The organism is Paractinoplanes ferrugineus (assembly GCF_016862195.1).
Taxonomy (GTDB): domain Bacteria; phylum Actinomycetota; class Actinomycetes; order Mycobacteriales; family Micromonosporaceae; genus Actinoplanes; species Actinoplanes ferrugineus.
Genome location: NZ_BOMM01000022.1, coordinates 130,737 through 146,543 on the forward strand (window position 1 = coordinate 130,737; position 15,807 = coordinate 146,543).

A 15,807-nucleotide genomic window follows, 5' to 3' on the forward strand; every position below is an offset into this window, starting at 1 on the left:
TCAGGCGGTCAGGGCCGGGACGAGCGCGTCGACGAAGGCGCTGGCCGAGGCCGGGCCGCCGAACATCCAGATGCCGTCCGGGATGCGCTTGACCTTGTTCCCGGTGACGAACGGGAGCTGCTTCCAGACCGCGTTGCCCTTGAGGTTGTCGGTGAAGTCGCCGCCGTCGGTCTTGTTGGCCACGTAGAGGAACGTGGTGCCGGCACCCGTGATCTTGGTGAGGCCCTCGACGTCGGTCTGCGCGAGTCCGTAGTCCTTGTCGCCGCCGGTGGTCCACTGGTTCGCCAACCCCAGTTCCTTGGCGATGCCGCCGAAGAACGAGTTCGGCGTGTACATGCGCAGGGTGACGGTGCCGGAGTCGACCCAGCCGTCGGCCATGGTGAACGGCGCGCCGGTCTTGCCCGCCTTGGCCAGCGCGTCCTTGCCGGTGGCGACCTTGGCGTCGAAGCCGGCGAGCAACTCGGTCGCCTTCGCCTCGGTGCCGGTGGCCTTGGCCAGGGTGTTCACCGTCTTGCGCATGTAACCGATCGGGTCGCTGCCGTCGGACCCGCGCAGCGCCAGCACCGGAACCTTGGCGGCGAGCTGCTTGAGCACCGGCTCCTGCACGTCGGTGGTGGTGACGACCAGGTCCGGGTTCAGCGCGATGATCGCGTCGAGGCTGGGTTCGCCGCGCTGGCCGACGTCCGGGGTGGTGGCGTCGATCGGGGCGCTGGTGTCCCAGACGTTGTAGCCCTTCACGTCGGCCTGCCCGGCCGGCTTCACGCCGAGCGCGACGAGGTTCTCGGTCAGGCCCCATTCGAGGGAGACCACGTTGCGGGCCGGTGCGTTCAGGTGCACGGCGCCGCGCTCGTCGGTGAGGTCGACCGGCCCGGACGGTGCCGACGACGCCGGGGCCGCCGTGTCGGTGGTGTCCTCGGTGGTGCCGCAGGCCGAGACCAGCATCGCGGTGAGTGCCACCGCCGAAGTGGCGAGGGCGCGGCGGGTGATGCTCATTTAGATGGAAACCTTTCGGATGTGGTGCCGGCCGACCGGCCGGGTGCGGACATGGCCGTCGGCCTCGACGTGGACGTCGATGCGCAGGCCGTAGATCTCGGTGAGAAGCTCGGCGGTGAGCACCTCGGCGGGGCGGCCGGTGGCGCGCACGACGCCTTTCTCCAGCAGTACGACCTCGTCGGCGACCGCGGCGGCCTGGTCGAGGTCGTGCAGCACGACGCCGACCGCGACCCCGTGCGCGTCGGCCAGGTCACGCACGATGTCCAGGGTCTCGATCTGATAGCGCAGGTCGAGGAACGTGGTGGGCTCGTCGAGCAGCACCACGCCGGTGTCCTGGGCGAGGCAGGTGGCCAGCCACACCCGCTGCAGCTCGCCGCCGGACAGCTCGTCGACCGCGCGGTCGGCCATCCCGGCCACCCCGGTCAGCTCCATGGCCCGCGACACGTGGGCCGGCCCGTCGGTGTCCCCCGCACCGAACCGCCCGCGGTAGGGATGCCGCCCGTACGCGACGACGTCCCGCACCCGCACCCCGCCCGGCGTCGGCCGCGACTGGGTGAGCAGGGTGACCTGGCGGGCGAAGTCGCGGGGCCGCAGCGCGAACGCGTCCTCGCCACCGAGGTCGACGGCCCCGGACCGCGGCGTGTGCAGCCGGGCGAGCGAGCGCAGCAGGGTGGACTTGCCCGACCCGTTGGGCCCGATGAGCGCCACCACGGTGCCGGCGCGCAACGCGATGCCGGCTCCGTGCACGACCGTCCGGCCGTCGTAGGCGAGCGTCAGGTCAGCGCCGGTGAGCGCGGCACCGTCGGTCTCGCCCCGCCTCGTACCCAACCCGGCCTCGGTCGTCATCTCGCCTCGGTCTTCATCTCGCCCCGGTTCATGAGGTGAGGCTAACCTAAGTGATTTTCGCGGTACATGAGGGTTCTTCGAGGTGGCGCCGATCACGAGAGGGCTGGCAGCATCGGGCCATGATCTCCATCGCCCCGCAGTCGTCGGCCGCCGACCCGGAACTCCGCACCGGCGTGGCCGACCTGGTCAACAAGGTCTACGCGGTCGCCGAGGACGGCCTGTGGGCGGGCGAGGTCGACCGCACGTCGCCGGCCGAGATCGGGGCGCTGATCGACGCGGGCGAACTGGTGGTGGCCCGCGACGGCGCGGAGATCATCGGCGCCGCCCGGGTTCAGCGCCTGCCGTCCGGCGAGGGCGAGGTCGGCATGCTGGTCACACACCCCGCCCGGCGCGGTGCCGGCCTGGGCGGGGACCTCCTGGCGTACGCCGAGGACTGGGCCCGCGGTCAGGGCCGGCACACCATGCAGCTGGAGCTCCTGGTGCCGAAGACCTGGTCGCACCCGGTCAAGGAGTTCCTGCGTGGCTGGTACACCCGTTCCGGTTACCGAGTCGTGCGCGTCACCGACCTCGCCGAGTCGTTCCCCGCCCTGGCGCCCCGGCTGGCCACGCCCTGCGACTTCCTGATCTTCAACAAGCCGCTGTAGCCGCCGTTCAGTGGGTGTGGGCCAGGCGGTGCCGGCGATCTTGGGACAGCGCGGCGTGGTGCTCGGCGCCGGGATGGCTGTCCGGATCGACGTGCACGGTCACTGTGGCCAGCTTCGGGACGTGGTGGGTCAGCTGGTGTTCCGCGTCGGCGGCGATCTCGTGCGCGGCCAGCAGGGTCAACTTCGCGTCGACCACCACGGCGGCCTCGGCGTGCAGGCGGTGCCCGATCCAGCGCAGGCGTAGCGCCGGCACGTCGTGGACGCCGGGAACGTGCCGCAGGGCGTGCTCGGCGGCATCCACCAGCTCCGGCTCGACCCGGTCCATCAGCCGCCGGTAGACCTCCCGGCCCGCGTCCTTGAGCACGAACGCGATCGCCACCGTGGTCGCCAGGCCGACCACCGGGTCGGCCCAGCCCCAGCCCAACCCGGTGCCGCCGGCCGCCAGAACCACCGCCAGCGAGGTGAAACCATCGGTCCGGGCGTGCCGGCCGTCAGCCACCAGGGCGGCCGACCCGATGCGCCGCCCCACCCTGATCCGATAACGCGCGACCGCCTCGTTGCCCAGAAACCCGGTCACCCCGGCCGCGAACACCCACGGCAGGTGCGTCATCTCCCGAGGGCTGAGCAGTCGCGCCACCGCCAACCAGCCCGCCCCCACCGAGGACGCGGCGATGGCCAGGACGACGGCGATGCCGGCCAGATCCTCGGCCCGGCCGAAACCATAGGTGTACGCCCGGGTCGCCGCCCGCCGCCCCAGCCAGAACGCGATGCCGAGCGGCACGGCGGTCAGGGCGTCGGCCACGTTGTGCAGACTGTCACCAAGCAACGCCACCGACCCCGACAGCACCACGACCAACGCCTGCAGCCCGGCCGTCACCCCGAGCCCCACCAGCGAGATCCACAGTGCGCGTAGGCCCGCCCGCGACCCCTCCAGCGCCGAGTCGACCTTCTCGCCGCTGGCGTGCGAGTGCGGAGTCACCAGGTGCCGCACCCGATGAAGCAGGCCGCCTTCATGCCCGTGCCCGTGCCCGTGCTCCACCACGCCTCGCAGGCTACCCTGACCGCTAGTCGTGCGACAACCGTGCAGTTGCGAACGACCTGCAGGAACGCCGCTTTCGCTACTGCCCTCGTCCGCGAACGTCCGCCCGGTTCGCCGCCCGGCGTGTTCGCACCCGCCGCCGCGACCGGCCCGCTCTCGGAGCGCGGGGTCCGGCTGGGCCCGCCCCTCGGCGAGGCCTGCGTCCCGTCAGGCCGCAACTTCCTCGATCAGGGGCTGCGTGAATTGCCGGCGGTCTGAGCACCAAGCGGTCACGCGGCGGCGAGGTGCTCGGCTGAGCGGTGGGCTGGGCGGGGGAGTGCGGGTGGGCGTTACGGTGTGGCGTATGGCGGCGGTGTTCATCTCGTATCGCACTCCGGACCGGGCCGAGGCGACTGCGCTCAAGGCGGGGCTGGAGAAGTGCGGGCACAAGGTCTGGCTCGACAGCGAGGAGATCGCGGTCGGTGACTCGATCGTCGGGAAGATCGACGAGGGGCTGGACGCACTCGACTATCTCGTGCTGTGTTACTCGTCGTCGGGGCGGTCGGCATACACGGACGCGGAATGGACTGCGACTCTGCACCGGCAGTTGAGTGGCCACGCGGTGAAGGTTCTGCCGGCCCGGCTGACCGGGGGCGAGCCACCGGCGATCCTGGCCGGCACGCGTTACGCCGATCTGGTCAAGGACTGGGACCAGGGGGTCGCCGACCTGTGCGCGGCGATCCGGTGAGGAAGCCACGGTGCGCTGACGCGTTGTTCTGAAGTGCCTTGTCGCCGATGAGGATGTCCCCACCGACCTGGATGTGCTGCGTCGGGTCGCGGCGCGGGCCAGTTCCTGGAGGCTTGCGCGCACGGCTCGGGTGTCGTCGTGGTCGGCGCCCAGCACCCGGATCAGGTCGGGCGCCGGCCGCGACGCCGTTGCGATCCTGCGCGGCGTAGCCGGCCTCGCGCAGCGGCTCGATGAGCGGCTTGGCGAGACCGGACTCCTCGGGGGCGGCGACGATCCGGACTCCCTGCCGGACCGCGCCGCTGTCCCCACGCCTCAACAGTGGCACACGGCCTATCGGTGAGCGCCGCCGCGGCGTACGCGATGCCGGCCGGTGGTGTCCTTCTCGATCGCGTACCGGCGCACCGTCACGCCACCCAGCACGGTGGCGAAACCGGCCACGATCATCCACAGGGTGGCGGCGCCGGTCACCGGCAGTGCGCCGCTACCGCCCGACGCGGCCACCGTCAGATCGAGGCGCAGCGCGCGGAAGTCACCGTTGGTGTCCACCCCGGCCGCGACGAACGAGTGCTTGCCGCTGAGGTCGGCGGGCACGGCGACCTCGGTGTCGAACGCCCCGTCCACATCGGCCTTGACGGTGCCGAGCACCCGGGGTTCCGAATAGACCGCCAGAGTGACCTCGGAGAACGGCGCATAGCCGGAGCCGGACATCCGCAGCGACGAGCCGGGCGCGGCCGAGGTGATCGGGCCGTCCGGCGTCTCGAGCGGCAGGGTCGTGTCCGGCGCCGAGGGCGGCACCGTCAGCTCGGTCGGGGTCACGGCGTTCGAGGAGTTCGAGGCGCCGGAGGCGCCGGCCTCGGACAGAGCAACGACGCTTACCGTGTACGCCGTACCGGCCGTCCCGCCCACCACGCAGGTGGTGGCTCCGCCGGTGGAACAGGTGGCGCCGCCGGGGGCGGCGGTGACGCGGTAGCCGGTGATGGTCGCGCCGTTGGCCGCCGGCGCACTCCACGAGGCGGTGATCGACGCGATGCCGGCGGTGGCCGACACCCCGGTCGGCGCGAGCGGCACGATCGGCGCCGGTGTGGTCGGCGCGGTGGTGGGCGCCGGGGTGGTCGGTGTGGTCGTGGGTGCCGTCGTGGTGGGGGTCGCGGTCGGGGAACTGGTCGGCGCCGAGGTGGGTGCCGAGGTGGAGGGTGTCACGGTCGGGCTCGAGGTGGGGGTCGCGGACGGGCTCGTCGTCGGCGCACTTGTCGGGGCCGGCGTCGTCGGTGTGGTGGTCGGTGCGCTCGTCGGTGTGGTGGTCGGCGCCGTCGTGGGCGTGGTCGTCGGGGCGGTGGTGGGTGAGCTCGTCGAGGCCGATGTCGTCGGCGCCGTGGTCGGTGCGCTCGTCGGTGCCGTGGTGGGTGCGGAAGTGGGTGCTGAGGTGGGTGCGGATGTGGGCGCGGAAGTGGGTGCGGAAGTGGGTGCCGTGGTGGTGGGGGCCGTCGTCGGCGCGATCGCCGGGGTGACGCTGCCGGCCGTGTAGACGCCGTTGCCCGCACCGTTCACCGCCCGTACCCGGATCCGGACCGCCGAGCCGTTGGTCAGGCCCCCGACCGTGGCCGTACGGGTGGTGTCGCCCTGGACGGTCAGCGCCTGCCAGGCCGCGCCGTCGACGCTCGCCTGATAGCTGAGCGCGGTGTCACTGGCCTCGGCCGGTGGCGTGAAGGTCAGGGTGGCCGACTTGTCGCCGGCCGTGAGGCTCAGGTTCCGGGGTATGCCGGGCAGGCCGGCCAGCGGCGTGAAACTGGCGGAGACGTCCGACGGGGCCCCGACGATGTCCTCCTGACCCGCCTTCTGGCCGGTGACCGCCCGCACCTTGACCACCGTGTCGGTGCCGTTGGTCAGACCGCTGACCACGACCTCGACGTCGCCCGTGGGAAGCTGCTCGGCCGGGGCCGCGGCCCAGGTGGTGCCGTCGGTGGTGGTCTGCCAGCCGGTGACCGTGTTGCCGTTGGCGGCGCCCGGGGTGAAGGCCAGCGTCGCGGCGGCGTTGCCGGCCGCCGGTGTCTTCAGGGTGGGCGCGGCCGGTGACTTGTGCGGGACCACCGGGTCGCTCGGCGCGCTGGCCACCGACAGGCCGGTGTCGTCGGTGGTGTTCGCCGCCTTCACGGTGAAGAAATAGGAGCTGCCGTTGGTGAGGCCGGTGAAGTCGCAGGCGAGATCGGTGACCCGGCACGTGCCGGCCACCGTGCCACCGGTGTAGGCCGTGGCTACGTAGCGCTTCACCTCCTGCCCGCCGTTCTGGCCGGCCGCGTCCCAGCTGAGTTTCACGGTGGCGTCGCCGGTCACCGCTTTGACGTTGGTCGGCGCCTTGGGCACGGCGCGGACCGCGATCGCCCGCCCCGCGTCGACGTTGAGGATCGGGCTGCCCAGGGCGGCGGTGTCCGAGTAGCGGTAGACGTTGCCGTCACTGGTCTCGACGTACAACGCGCCGCTGTCGCTGACCGAGAGGGCGACCGGTCCGTAGGGCATGTTGATCGCAAGCTGGCTGACGGAGTCGGCGAAGGGGTCGTACTTCGAGATCTTGTTCTGGTCGGCGATGTAGAGGTAGCCCGAGGCGTCGGCGGCCAGATCGTTGAGGCTGTCCGGTATCGCCAGCCGCTTCGGTGTCATCCCGTCCCGGTACTGGAAGACGAATCCCTGGGCGGCGAAGTAGATGTGGTCGCCGCCCGCCGCGACCTGGGTCGGGTTGTAGTTCGTCGTCGGCAGGTCGGACTCGGCGCCGGCCCGGTTGACGGCCAGCTTCTGCCCGGTGCTGTCGGCGGCGTAGACGTTGCCGACACCGTCCACGGCCACGTCGTCGGCGCTGAGCAGGTTGCCGAACAGGGAGGCGCCGAGCGACATGTCGGAGTTGACCTGCAATACGCTGCCGTCGCCGAGTGCCGCATAGGCGGTGCCGTCCGCGGCCACCGCCACCGACTGCACCGAGGGCGCCGAGCTGGTGGTGGCCTGGGAGCTGTCGGCGACCAGACGGGCCAACTTGCCGCCGCTGACGGAGTACATCATCTCGTCGGCGAGGCTTGTCGGGATCGGGTCGTCGGCGGCGGAGGGTGGCATTCCCACCAGCCCCACCAATCCGCCGACGAACAGTGCGAGCACTACGGCACAACTGCGCCGCGGAATTGTTCCGACCATTACCGCAATTCCTCACCGTGATACGCCAGCAGATGCGCAAGCTCACGGTATTGCCGACAAACAGTAAAAAAGTGCGAAGTGACGGAAGTGACGAATTAGTCGGGTACGTGCGGTGCCCCGCACCCGGTTCGACAGTGTCGGCAATTCGTCGCCACGAGGGGCGAGCGCACCTTCACCGATAGCCTCCGGGGAACATGTACGAACCGCTCCGTCCCGAGACCGTGTGCGCCCACTGCCGCCACCGGATGGTTCTCGAGCTGCGCGTCATCCGCAACCTCGAGGCCGAGCCGGAGGTCGTCGACGAGATCCGCACGGGGGTCGTCTTCGACTTCGTCTGCGGCCACTGCCACCGCACCCGGCGAGAGCCGCACCCGTTGCTCGTCTATCACCCCCGGCACCTGCCGGTCATGATCTTCGTCCCGCCACCGGGCATGAGCCGGCACGACAGCCAGTGGACCGGAACCGAGCTGGCCCAGATCGTCCGGGCGGCCGAGGCGATGGCCGAGCCGACCCACGTGGTGTGGGGTGAGCTCGACGCGGTGGCCCCGCTGCTCGAGAGCTGGGTGGCGCACCCCGGGCCGGCCGACGAGCGGCCGGGGCCGGCCGACGAACCGTTGCCGGACGATCTCGGCAGTCTGCTGGCCCGGATCCGGGCGCGACTCGACCCCGGCGCGCCGATCGCCGACCGGCTGGCGCAGATCGACACCTCGCTCGCCGAGCTGCGCCGGGCCCGGGCGCGATTCGGCCGGCCGGCGGACCGGCAGCGCCTCGCGAACGTGCTGCCGATGCTGGTGGAACTGCGGATCTCGGTCGAGCTCAACCGGATCGAGGAGCTGATCGACCCGGAGCGGGGCGCGACCCCGGCCGGCTACGAACGCGCGCTGGAGCTGGCGAGCGAACTGGCGGACCGCGCCGAGGGCAGTCAGCGGGCGCACGCGAGCGTCTATCAGGGGCTCGCGCTCTTCAAACTCGACCGGGGGCGGACCGCGGAGGCGATCGCCGTCGTGGAAGCGGTGCTCCCGGTGCTGCGGGCCGAGGCGGAGCGCACCTGGCTCGCGACCGCGCTGAGCAACCTCGCCGCGATGTACTGCGATCAGCCGCGCGACGGTGCCCGCGCGACGTGGATCGAACGGGCGATCGCCGCCGGCGAGGAAGCTCTGGCACTGCCCGAGCTGAGCCGGGTCGACAGTTCGCGCGACCGGGCCCGCCGGGCGTCCGTGCTGGCCAATCTGAGCAACGCCTACGGGAGCCGGGTGGCCGGCGACCCGGCGGCGAACGAGGTCCACAGCCGGCAGCTCGCCGAGCGGGCACTCGAGCTGCTCGACCCGGTTGAGCACCCGAACACCGTCGCCCTCATCCGCAACAACATCGGCACGCACTACCTGCGGACAGCGACCGGTGATCGTTTCGCGAACCTCGAGAAGGCCCGGGCAGCACTGGAGTCGGCGGCGGACGGATTGCGGCGCGCCCAGGCGCCGGTGGAGTGGGCGGTGATCCAGACGAGTCTGGGGCTGTGCCACGCGCTTCGCTACGGCGGGAACCGGGACCGCAACATCGAGAAGGCGTTCACCCATTTCAGCAACGCGGTCTCGGTCCTGCGCCGGCAGGACGGCCGGGCCGAGTGGGCGCAGGCCCGGATCGGCCTCGCGACGACGATGCTGGAACGCGACCGGGAGCCGGCCGACCGCTTCGAGCAGCAGGCCATCGAGTTGTTGGCGGAGGTTCTCGCCGTCGTGTCCGACGACCCGGACGGGGGCGTCGCGGCGGAGTGTCATCAGCAACTCGCCATGCTGTTCACCCGGAAGGTCAACCAGGGTGCCGTCGAGCACGCCGACCAGGCGATGGAGCACAACGTCCGGGCCGGCTCCTACTACGACCGGGAGCGCGATCCGCGGAGCTGGGGTGTGCTGCGCTCGGGACTGTCGCTGATCCTGGCCAAGAAGGCGGAACCCGACCGGGCCGGGGCGCTGGCCGCCGCCGGCGAGGCGATCGACACGCTGCGCCGCGACCGGTTTCCGTTCGAATGGGGGATCGCGCAACTCAACAAGGCCGTCGTGCACCAGCTCGGCGGGGAGCTCGAGGACGCGGTCCACCACGGCGAACTGGCGCTGGCGGAGCTCAGACCGGACCGTACCCCCTCGGTCGCCGTCCGCGTGGCGAGCCTGCTCGGCGAATGCCACGCCGCGGCCGGGCGATGGCCGGCGGCGGCCGGCGCGTTCCGGCAGGCGGTCGACGCGTGGCGGTACGCCTACGAGGAGTCGGTCCGCACCTCCGCGCGCACCGGCCTGTTCCGGCAGGCGGGCGTGCAGCACACCTCGGCGGCGTACGCGGCGGCCCGCGCCGGCGACCTGGAACAGGCGATCGTGCTGGCCGAGGCGGGCCGGGCGTTCGCGCTGCGGGAGGCGCTCGAACTCGACCCGGCCACCGTGGAACCGGCGGTCGACCGGACCACACCCGAGTACGAGACCTATCTGCGCGCGCTGGAGACGATGCGAGCCGCCGAGGCCGCGGTGCGTGCGCCCTGGCTGGCCCACGCGCGGACGGCGGCCGCGCAGGCCCGGCTGGACGACGAACGACGGCAGGCCGAACTGGCGGACGCGCGCCGGGCGGCGGCCGACGCCCGGGGCCGGCTCACCGCCCGGAAGCCCACCGATGTCACGGCGATCCGTCGCTATGCCGCCGGGGCGGATGCCCTCGTCTACGTCCTGTCGACCTCGTGGGGCTCGGTGCTGCTGACCCTGCGCCCGGAGACCGGCGAGATGACGAGACGGGAGCACGACCTGCGCCACGAGGACCTGTCCGAACTGCTGTTCCACGGCGGCGGCGGGCTGCTGGTCGGCGCCGTGTTCGGTGACGATCTGATCCGCGAGGCGCTCGCGGAGCTGCGCCGGTCGCCGGTCGCGGACTGGTTGCGGGCCGGCCTGGCCGCCGCCGGGGCCGGGGCCGGCAGCACGATCGTCGTGCCGATGGGGCCGTGGAGCGCCGTGCCGTTCGGGCTGTTCACCGACGGGACGCTGGTGCAGGCGGTGTCCGCCGAGGTCCGGCACCACTGCCGCACGCGACTGGCGGGGGGCGCCGGGCGGCGGCCGGGCGTTCTCGCGTACGCCGACCCGAGCCTGCCCCTGGCCGGCCGGGAGGTGGCGGAGCTGAGCGCCGGGGTGGTCGTCCCGCCCGGACCGCGCGCCAAGGCAGAACTGCTGGCGGCGCTGCCCCGGTTCACCCACCTGCACCTCGCGACCCACGGTGTCTACGCGCCGGCCGAGCCGGCCGACTCGGCCATCCGGATCGGGTCCGACGCGCTGCTGCTCCGCGAGCTGATCGAGCGGCAGCTGCTCAGCGGGGTACGACTGGTGTTCCTGTCCGCCTGCCAGACCGGGATCAGCGACGTCCTGTCGGCCCGGGACGAGGTCGTGGGCCTGCCCTCGGCCTGCATCTACAGCGGCGCGATCGGGGTGATCGGCACGCTGTGGCCGGTCGACGACGCGGCCACCTTCCTGTTCGTGCGCGCCTTCTACCGGGCGGCGGCCGAGGTCGAGCCGCCGGCCGCGCTGGCCCGTGCCCGCCGCCGGCTCCGGGATGTGACGGCCGGTGAGATTCTGCGAGAATGCGTCGACCTGCCGCCGGCACTGAGCTTCCTGCGGTTCCGGCCGCCGTCCGACCGTCCGTTCCGCGATCCGTTCTTCTGGGCCCCGTTCATCTACGTCGGCGCGTGAGGAGTCCTGAGTGGCCAGTGAGGAATCGACAGTCCGCCGGGCGGTGCAGGCCGTCCGCCCGCACCTGCCCGAGCTGCTCGGGCCCGACCTGGCCGGCACGTTCGGCGCGGAGATCGCGGCCGTCGCCGACGACGAGCAGCTGATCGTCCTGGTCGAGCGGCAGCCCCGGGTGCGGGAATGGCTGGCCGACTACCTCGAGGCGGTGTCGTCGGCGCCGCGCGACTACACCCGGCTGCCCGGTGACGCCGAGTTCGTCCGGCCGTCCGCCACGTTCACCTGCCCGCTGGGCACCCTGGTCTGGTACAGGCGGTTCGTCGGGGAGAAACCGCCGAAGTGCCCGGTGCACGACGTCGACCTCGTCCGAAGTGGCAGCCGGCCTTGATCGAGTCGCTCTTCCGCACGGTCAGCGGCCGGGCCTCGCAGCGGGTGTTCGGCGCCGCGCTGCTGGCCCTGGTCTTTCTCGGCGCGGCGGTGGCCGCGTGGTCCAGCCACGACGACGGCCAGCTGGTCGGGCGGTCGATGCGGTGGCTCACCGGCCGGACCGGCTTCGTCCAGGGCCTGGCCACCGCGGCCGTGCTGGTCGGGGTGGCGGTGGCCGGTCTGCTCGTGCTGGCCGCCGGGCCGGCGACCAGCCGGCTGCTGGAAGGTGACTGGCCCGGGTGGCTGGACCCGCTGCGCGAGCGGCTCGTCGACCGGGTCAAGGTCGCCGCGGAACGCGACGCGGCGCGGGCTCAGCGGGACGTGGCGGCCGGCCGGCCGGACCGTACGCGTCGGCAACTGCCGAGTACGCCGGAGCGTTACCGGCCGACGCGGCTCGGCAACCTGGCGCGGGCCGCCCGGACCAGACCGATCGACAAGTACGGGCTGGACCCGGTCGCGATCTGGCCGCACCTGTTCCTGGTCATGCCGGAGACCACTCAGAAGGAGCTCACGGCCGCCACGAACGCGGTGGAGCGAGCGGTCATGGCCGTGCTCTGGAGCCTGCTCCTGATCCTGCTGACGCCCTGGGTGTGGTGGCTGGGGCCGGTGGGGCTGGCCGGTGCCGTGCTCCTGACCCGTACGGTCGTGCTCGGCACCGCGCAGACCCACGCCGAGCTGCTCGAGGCTTCGATCGACCTGCATCGGCTGGAGCTCTACCGCAAATTGTGCTGGCCACTGCCGGCGAACCCGGCAGCGGAACGGGAGCTGGGGGAGCAGCTCGTCTCCTACCTGCGGTACGGCTCGGACAGCCCGGAGCCGGCCTTCACCACGGGCGACAAACCGTAGTTCGACGAACCTCGTTCGCGCGGCTCAGTTGGCGAAGGCCAGGTAGAGCAGGGCGCCGAGGGCGATCACCATCAGCAGGATCAAGCCGCTGACGATCACGGTGACCATCGTGCCGCCGCCGTCTTTGTCGAACTCGATGTCCTTGTTGTCGTCGGCCACGGTGGATCCTCCTGCGTGCGATCGGAACGCCGGGAGGGTAGCCAGCAGGATCGACCGGTGGCGAGGCGTCATTCCGTAGCGCGAAACGCGTGACCCGCCGTCACCGGGCGGTTGCGGTCATGACGCTGCGCACCAGGCGGCCGGCCCGGTGCAGCTCGGGCCCCGGGTAGCGCCTCGTCGGACCGAGCACCGCCAAGGCGCCCGCGACCCGGCCGGAGACGTGCACCGGAACGGCGGCGCCGGACATGCCGGGCAGGAACTCGCCGGACTGTACGGCGTAGCCCCGGGCGCGGCTGGCGGTCACGTCGGCGGTCAGTGCCGCCGGGTCGACGATGGACGCCGGCGTACGCGCGGTGAGCCGCAACTTCGGCACCACCGAGGCCAGCCCGGACGGCGGCAACCCGGACAGCACCGCCTTGGCCAGGCAGCCGCTCGCGAGGTCGTAACGGTGGCCGACCGGCGAGGTCTCAGCGGCCGGCTGCACCGGATGCCGCTTGCCGATGATCACCAGGGACAGCGACGACCAGTCGACCTCGGCGATCAGCACCGTCTCGCCGGTCATCCGGGCCAGCTCGTCGGCGGCCGGCGCGGCCAGGTGGGTGACCGCCGAGCTCGCCGTGACCTGGCTGCCCAACTCCACCAGGCGTACCCCGAGCAGGTAACCGCCGTCCTGGTCCTGCCGCAGGAAACCCCGGTCCATCAGGGTGACCGCGAGGCGCCGAACGCTCGGCCGGGGCAGACCGACCGCCTCGGCCAGCTCGGAGAGAGTCAGCCGGGGGTGCGCCGAACTGAACGCGCTGAGAATGTCCAGAGCGCGCCCGACCGACCGAACCGCACCGCTCACGGCGTGCGGGCTGTCCGGGCGGAGCTCCGGCGAAGTCATGGCGCCTTCTCTATGTCACGGGCCGGCGGGTGGCAAGGAAATGCCGGGTACGCACCACGCCCGACCGGTTCCCGCCCTGCGGTAGGCAGGGTAGCCGTCGTCGGCGGACGGCGCCCGAGCGGTTCGGCGATTTCGGCGCGGTCCGGTGTCGGCGAGGTGGGCCGGTGCAATTCTCGGGCTTTGCGGGGGGTGCCAGGGAATTGTTCCGGGGGGCTGCCGATGGGCGGTTGTTCGAGGCTTTTCCCTTTCCCGCCCCGGGTTCGGCGAAAGTGCCTGACCAGGGTATTCGGGGAGATCGCGGGAGTTGGCGAGCGTACTGATAGGGGATTTTTGTGAATACCGGGAGGAATTCGGTAATCAGTTGTGCGCGGGCAGTTCGCGCGTGCGTGCGGGGGCAGGGCATAGGGTGTGGGCATGGAGCTGTTCAGTGAGGAGCGCTCGGCTGAAGTGGTTGCCGAGAGTTTCGGTCAGACGGCCGACCCGCGGCTGCGCGAGGTGATGACGTCGCTGGTCAAGCATTTGCACGCGTTCGTCAAGGACGTCGAGCTGACCGAGGCCGAGTGGGCCGTGGCGATCGATTTCCTGACCCGCACCGGGCAGAAATGCGACGAGTCGCGGCAGGAGTTCATCCTGCTTTCCGACGTGCTCGGGGTGTCGATGCTTGTCGAGACGATCAACCACCGCAGCGGCGGCGGGTCGACCGAATCGACTGTGCTCGGACCGTTCCATGTGGTCGAGTCCCCGCCCCGCGAACTCGGCGACTTGATCGCGCTCGACGGCAAGGGCGCGCCGTGCCTGGTGTCCGGACAGGTCACCGGGCCGTCGTCGGAGCCGGTCAAGGGCGCGACCGTGGACGTCTGGCAGGCGAACGAGGACGGCTTCTACGACGTTCAGCAGCCCGGCATCCAACCGGTCGGCAACCTGCGCGGGCTGTTCACCACGGATGCCGACGGCCGGTTCTGGTTCCGGTCGGTGGTGCCGCGGTTCTATCCGATCCCGTCCGACGGCCCGGTCGGCGAGCTGCTCTCGGCCACCGGCCGGCATCCCTACCGGCCCGCGCATCTGCACTTCATCGTGACCGCACCGGGATATCGCTCGGTGACCACCCACGTGTTCGTGGACGACAGTCCCTATCTGGATTCGGATGCCGTCTTCGGCGTCAAGGACAGCCTGGTCCGTGCCGTCCCGTCGGTCGACGACCCGGAGCGCGCCGCCGCCGCCGGCCTCGGCAACCCGTTCCGCACCCTGACCTTCGATCTCCGGTTGCTGGAGTCATGACCCGGTCCTTCACCTACGCCGCGCTGCCGATGCGGGTGGTCTTCGGCGCCGACTCGCTGTCGTCGCTGCCGACCGAGATCTCCGCCCTGGGCTTCGAGCGGGTGCTGGTTCTCTGCGGCCCCCGGCAGGAGGCGCTGGGCAAGCAGATCGTTGCGACGCTCGGCGATCGCGCCGTCGGCATCCTGCCCGAGGCGGTCATGCACGTGCCCGCCGCGGTCGCCGCGCGAGCCGTCGACGTGGCCTCGCAACTGGGCGCCGACAGCTGCCTGGCGGTCGGTGGCGGCTCGTCGATCGGCCTGGGCAAGGCGGTGGCCAAGGAGCTGGGCCTGCCCGTGGTGGCGGTCCCGACGACGTACGCGGGCTCGGAGATGACGCCGGTCTGGGGCCTCACGACGAACGGGGTGAAACGCACCGGCCGCGATTCCCGTGTGCTGCCGGTGAGCGTGATCTACGACCCGTCGCTGACCGTGTCGATGCCGGCCTCGCTCTCCGTGACGAGCGGCTTCAACGCGATCGCCCACGCGGTCGAGGGCTTGTACGCTCCGGACGCGTCCCCGATCGTGTCGTTGATGGCGGTCGAGGGCGCCACCTCGTTGGCCACCGCGCTTCCCGGGGTCGCCTCGGACATTTCCGATTTATCCGCGCGAAGTACTGCGCTTTACGGTGCCTGGCTGTGCGGAGCCGTCCTCGGCGCCACCACCATGTCCCTGCACCACAAGCTGTGTCACGCCCTGGGCGGCACCCTCAATCTGCCCCATGCCGAGACCCACACCGTGGTCCTGCCCCACGTGCTGGCCTTCAACGCCCCCGCCGCCCCCGCCGCGGTGGCGGCCCTGAGCCGGGCCTTCGATTGCTCCGACCCCGCCCGCTACCTGTTCGACCTGGCCGACAGTCTCGGCGCCCCCGGCTCCCTGGCCGAACTGGGCATGGCCTTCGCCGACATCGACCGCGTCGCCGACGCGGTAGCCGAAAGCTCCTACGCCAACCCCCGCCCGGCCTCCCGCAACGAGATCGCCGCCTTGTTGCGCGCGGCCTGGGAGGGCGCCCTCAACTGAACGCGGCCGGCCGGTGGCTTTCCGGCC

The 15,807-nt window shown here is 71.9% G+C and carries 14 protein-coding genes and 1 pseudogene; 8 read left to right on the plus strand and 7 right to left on the minus strand.

Annotated elements, in window-relative coordinates:
* Positions 1 to 993, minus strand: a complete 993-nt coding sequence (locus tag Afe05nite_RS14245; protein ID WP_203817544.1) for an ABC transporter substrate-binding protein — start codon at positions 991 to 993, stop codon at positions 1 to 3.
* Positions 994 to 1,839 (minus strand): ABC transporter ATP-binding protein, encoded by an 846-nt coding sequence (locus tag Afe05nite_RS14250; protein ID WP_203817545.1) that lies wholly within the window; start codon positions 1,837 to 1,839, stop codon positions 994 to 996. It lies immediately after the preceding gene.
* A 119-nt stretch (positions 1,840 to 1,958) separates the two neighbouring features.
* On the opposite strand from Afe05nite_RS14250, the gene Afe05nite_RS14255 reads away from it, so the two are divergent.
* Entirely contained in the window at positions 1,959 to 2,483 is a 525-nt protein-coding gene (locus tag Afe05nite_RS14255; RefSeq protein ID WP_203817546.1) for a GNAT family N-acetyltransferase, read from the plus strand.
* A 7-nt stretch (positions 2,484 to 2,490) separates the two neighbouring features.
* Here the strand turns inward: Afe05nite_RS14255 and Afe05nite_RS14260 are convergent, their stop codons facing one another.
* Positions 2,491 to 3,525, minus strand: a complete 1,035-nt coding sequence (locus Afe05nite_RS14260; RefSeq protein ID WP_239117812.1) for a cation diffusion facilitator family transporter — start codon at positions 3,523 to 3,525, stop codon at positions 2,491 to 2,493.
* Between the two features lie 340 nt (positions 3,526 to 3,865).
* Here Afe05nite_RS14260 and Afe05nite_RS14265 point away from each other — a divergent pair, with 340 nt between their 5' ends.
* Positions 3,866 to 4,249 (plus strand): toll/interleukin-1 receptor domain-containing protein, encoded by a 384-nt coding sequence (locus Afe05nite_RS14265; RefSeq protein ID WP_203817547.1) that lies wholly within the window; start codon positions 3,866 to 3,868, stop codon positions 4,247 to 4,249.
* Positions 4,250 to 4,579: 330 nt separating this feature from the next.
* Here the strand turns inward: Afe05nite_RS14265 and Afe05nite_RS45205 are convergent, their stop codons facing one another.
* Positions 4,580 to 5,317, minus strand: coding sequence for a fibronectin type III domain-containing protein (locus Afe05nite_RS45205; RefSeq protein ID WP_498371341.1), 738 nt, complete (start codon positions 5,315 to 5,317; stop codon positions 4,580 to 4,582).
* Here Afe05nite_RS45205 and Afe05nite_RS45210 point away from each other — a divergent pair.
* Positions 5,277 to 5,774, plus strand: coding sequence for a hypothetical protein (locus Afe05nite_RS45210; RefSeq protein ID WP_498371342.1), 498 nt, complete (start codon positions 5,277 to 5,279; stop codon positions 5,772 to 5,774). The genes Afe05nite_RS45205 and Afe05nite_RS45210 overlap by 41 nt on opposite strands.
* Positions 5,775 to 5,779: 5 nt before the next feature.
* Here Afe05nite_RS45210 and Afe05nite_RS45215 read toward each other — a convergent pair.
* Positions 5,780 to 7,426 (minus strand): annotated as a pseudogene (locus tag Afe05nite_RS45215) (fibronectin type III domain-containing protein); the annotation flags it as partial.
* A 194-nt stretch (positions 7,427 to 7,620) separates the two neighbouring features.
* Between Afe05nite_RS45215 and Afe05nite_RS14275 the strand changes: the two are divergent.
* Genes Afe05nite_RS14275 through Afe05nite_RS14285 form a run of 3 tightly spaced genes read left to right on the plus strand, consistent with a single transcriptional unit; the run spans position 7,621 to position 12,405 of the window.
* A complete protein-coding gene (locus tag Afe05nite_RS14275) occupies positions 7,621 to 11,139 on the plus strand; it encodes a CHAT domain-containing protein (protein WP_203817549.1) in 3,519 nt (1,172 codons plus the stop codon).
* Positions 11,140 to 11,149: 10 nt separating this feature from the next.
* A complete protein-coding gene (locus Afe05nite_RS14280; protein WP_203817550.1) occupies positions 11,150 to 11,521 on the plus strand; it encodes a hypothetical protein in 372 nt (123 codons plus the stop codon).
* Positions 11,518 to 12,405, plus strand: coding sequence for a hypothetical protein (locus tag Afe05nite_RS14285; RefSeq protein WP_203817551.1), 888 nt, complete (start codon positions 11,518 to 11,520; stop codon positions 12,403 to 12,405). The genes Afe05nite_RS14280 and Afe05nite_RS14285 overlap by 4 nt, the downstream gene beginning before the upstream one ends.
* A gap of 24 nt (positions 12,406 to 12,429) precedes the next feature.
* On the opposite strand, the gene Afe05nite_RS44540 is transcribed toward Afe05nite_RS14285, so the two are convergent.
* Both Afe05nite_RS44540 and Afe05nite_RS14290 read right to left on the minus strand, forming a co-directional pair.
* Positions 12,430 to 12,564 carry a hypothetical protein gene (locus tag Afe05nite_RS44540; RefSeq protein WP_275407470.1) on the minus strand — a complete coding sequence of 45 codons (135 nt, stop codon included), beginning with the start codon at positions 12,562 to 12,564 and terminating at the stop codon, positions 12,430 to 12,432.
* A 100-nt stretch (positions 12,565 to 12,664) separates the two neighbouring features.
* Entirely contained in the window at positions 12,665 to 13,447 is a 783-nt protein-coding gene (locus Afe05nite_RS14290; protein WP_203817552.1) for an IclR family transcriptional regulator, read from the minus strand.
* Between the two features lie 414 nt (positions 13,448 to 13,861).
* Here Afe05nite_RS14290 and Afe05nite_RS14295 point away from each other — a divergent pair, with 414 nt between their 5' ends.
* Entirely contained in the window at positions 13,862 to 14,725 is an 864-nt protein-coding gene (locus Afe05nite_RS14295) for an intradiol ring-cleavage dioxygenase (protein WP_239117813.1), read from the plus strand.
* Complete coding sequence (locus Afe05nite_RS14300; protein WP_203817553.1) at positions 14,722 to 15,780, plus strand: maleylacetate reductase; 1,059 nt, start codon at positions 14,722 to 14,724, stop codon at positions 15,778 to 15,780. The genes Afe05nite_RS14295 and Afe05nite_RS14300 overlap by 4 nt, the downstream gene beginning before the upstream one ends.
* Positions 15,781 to 15,807 lie beyond the last annotated feature (27 nt).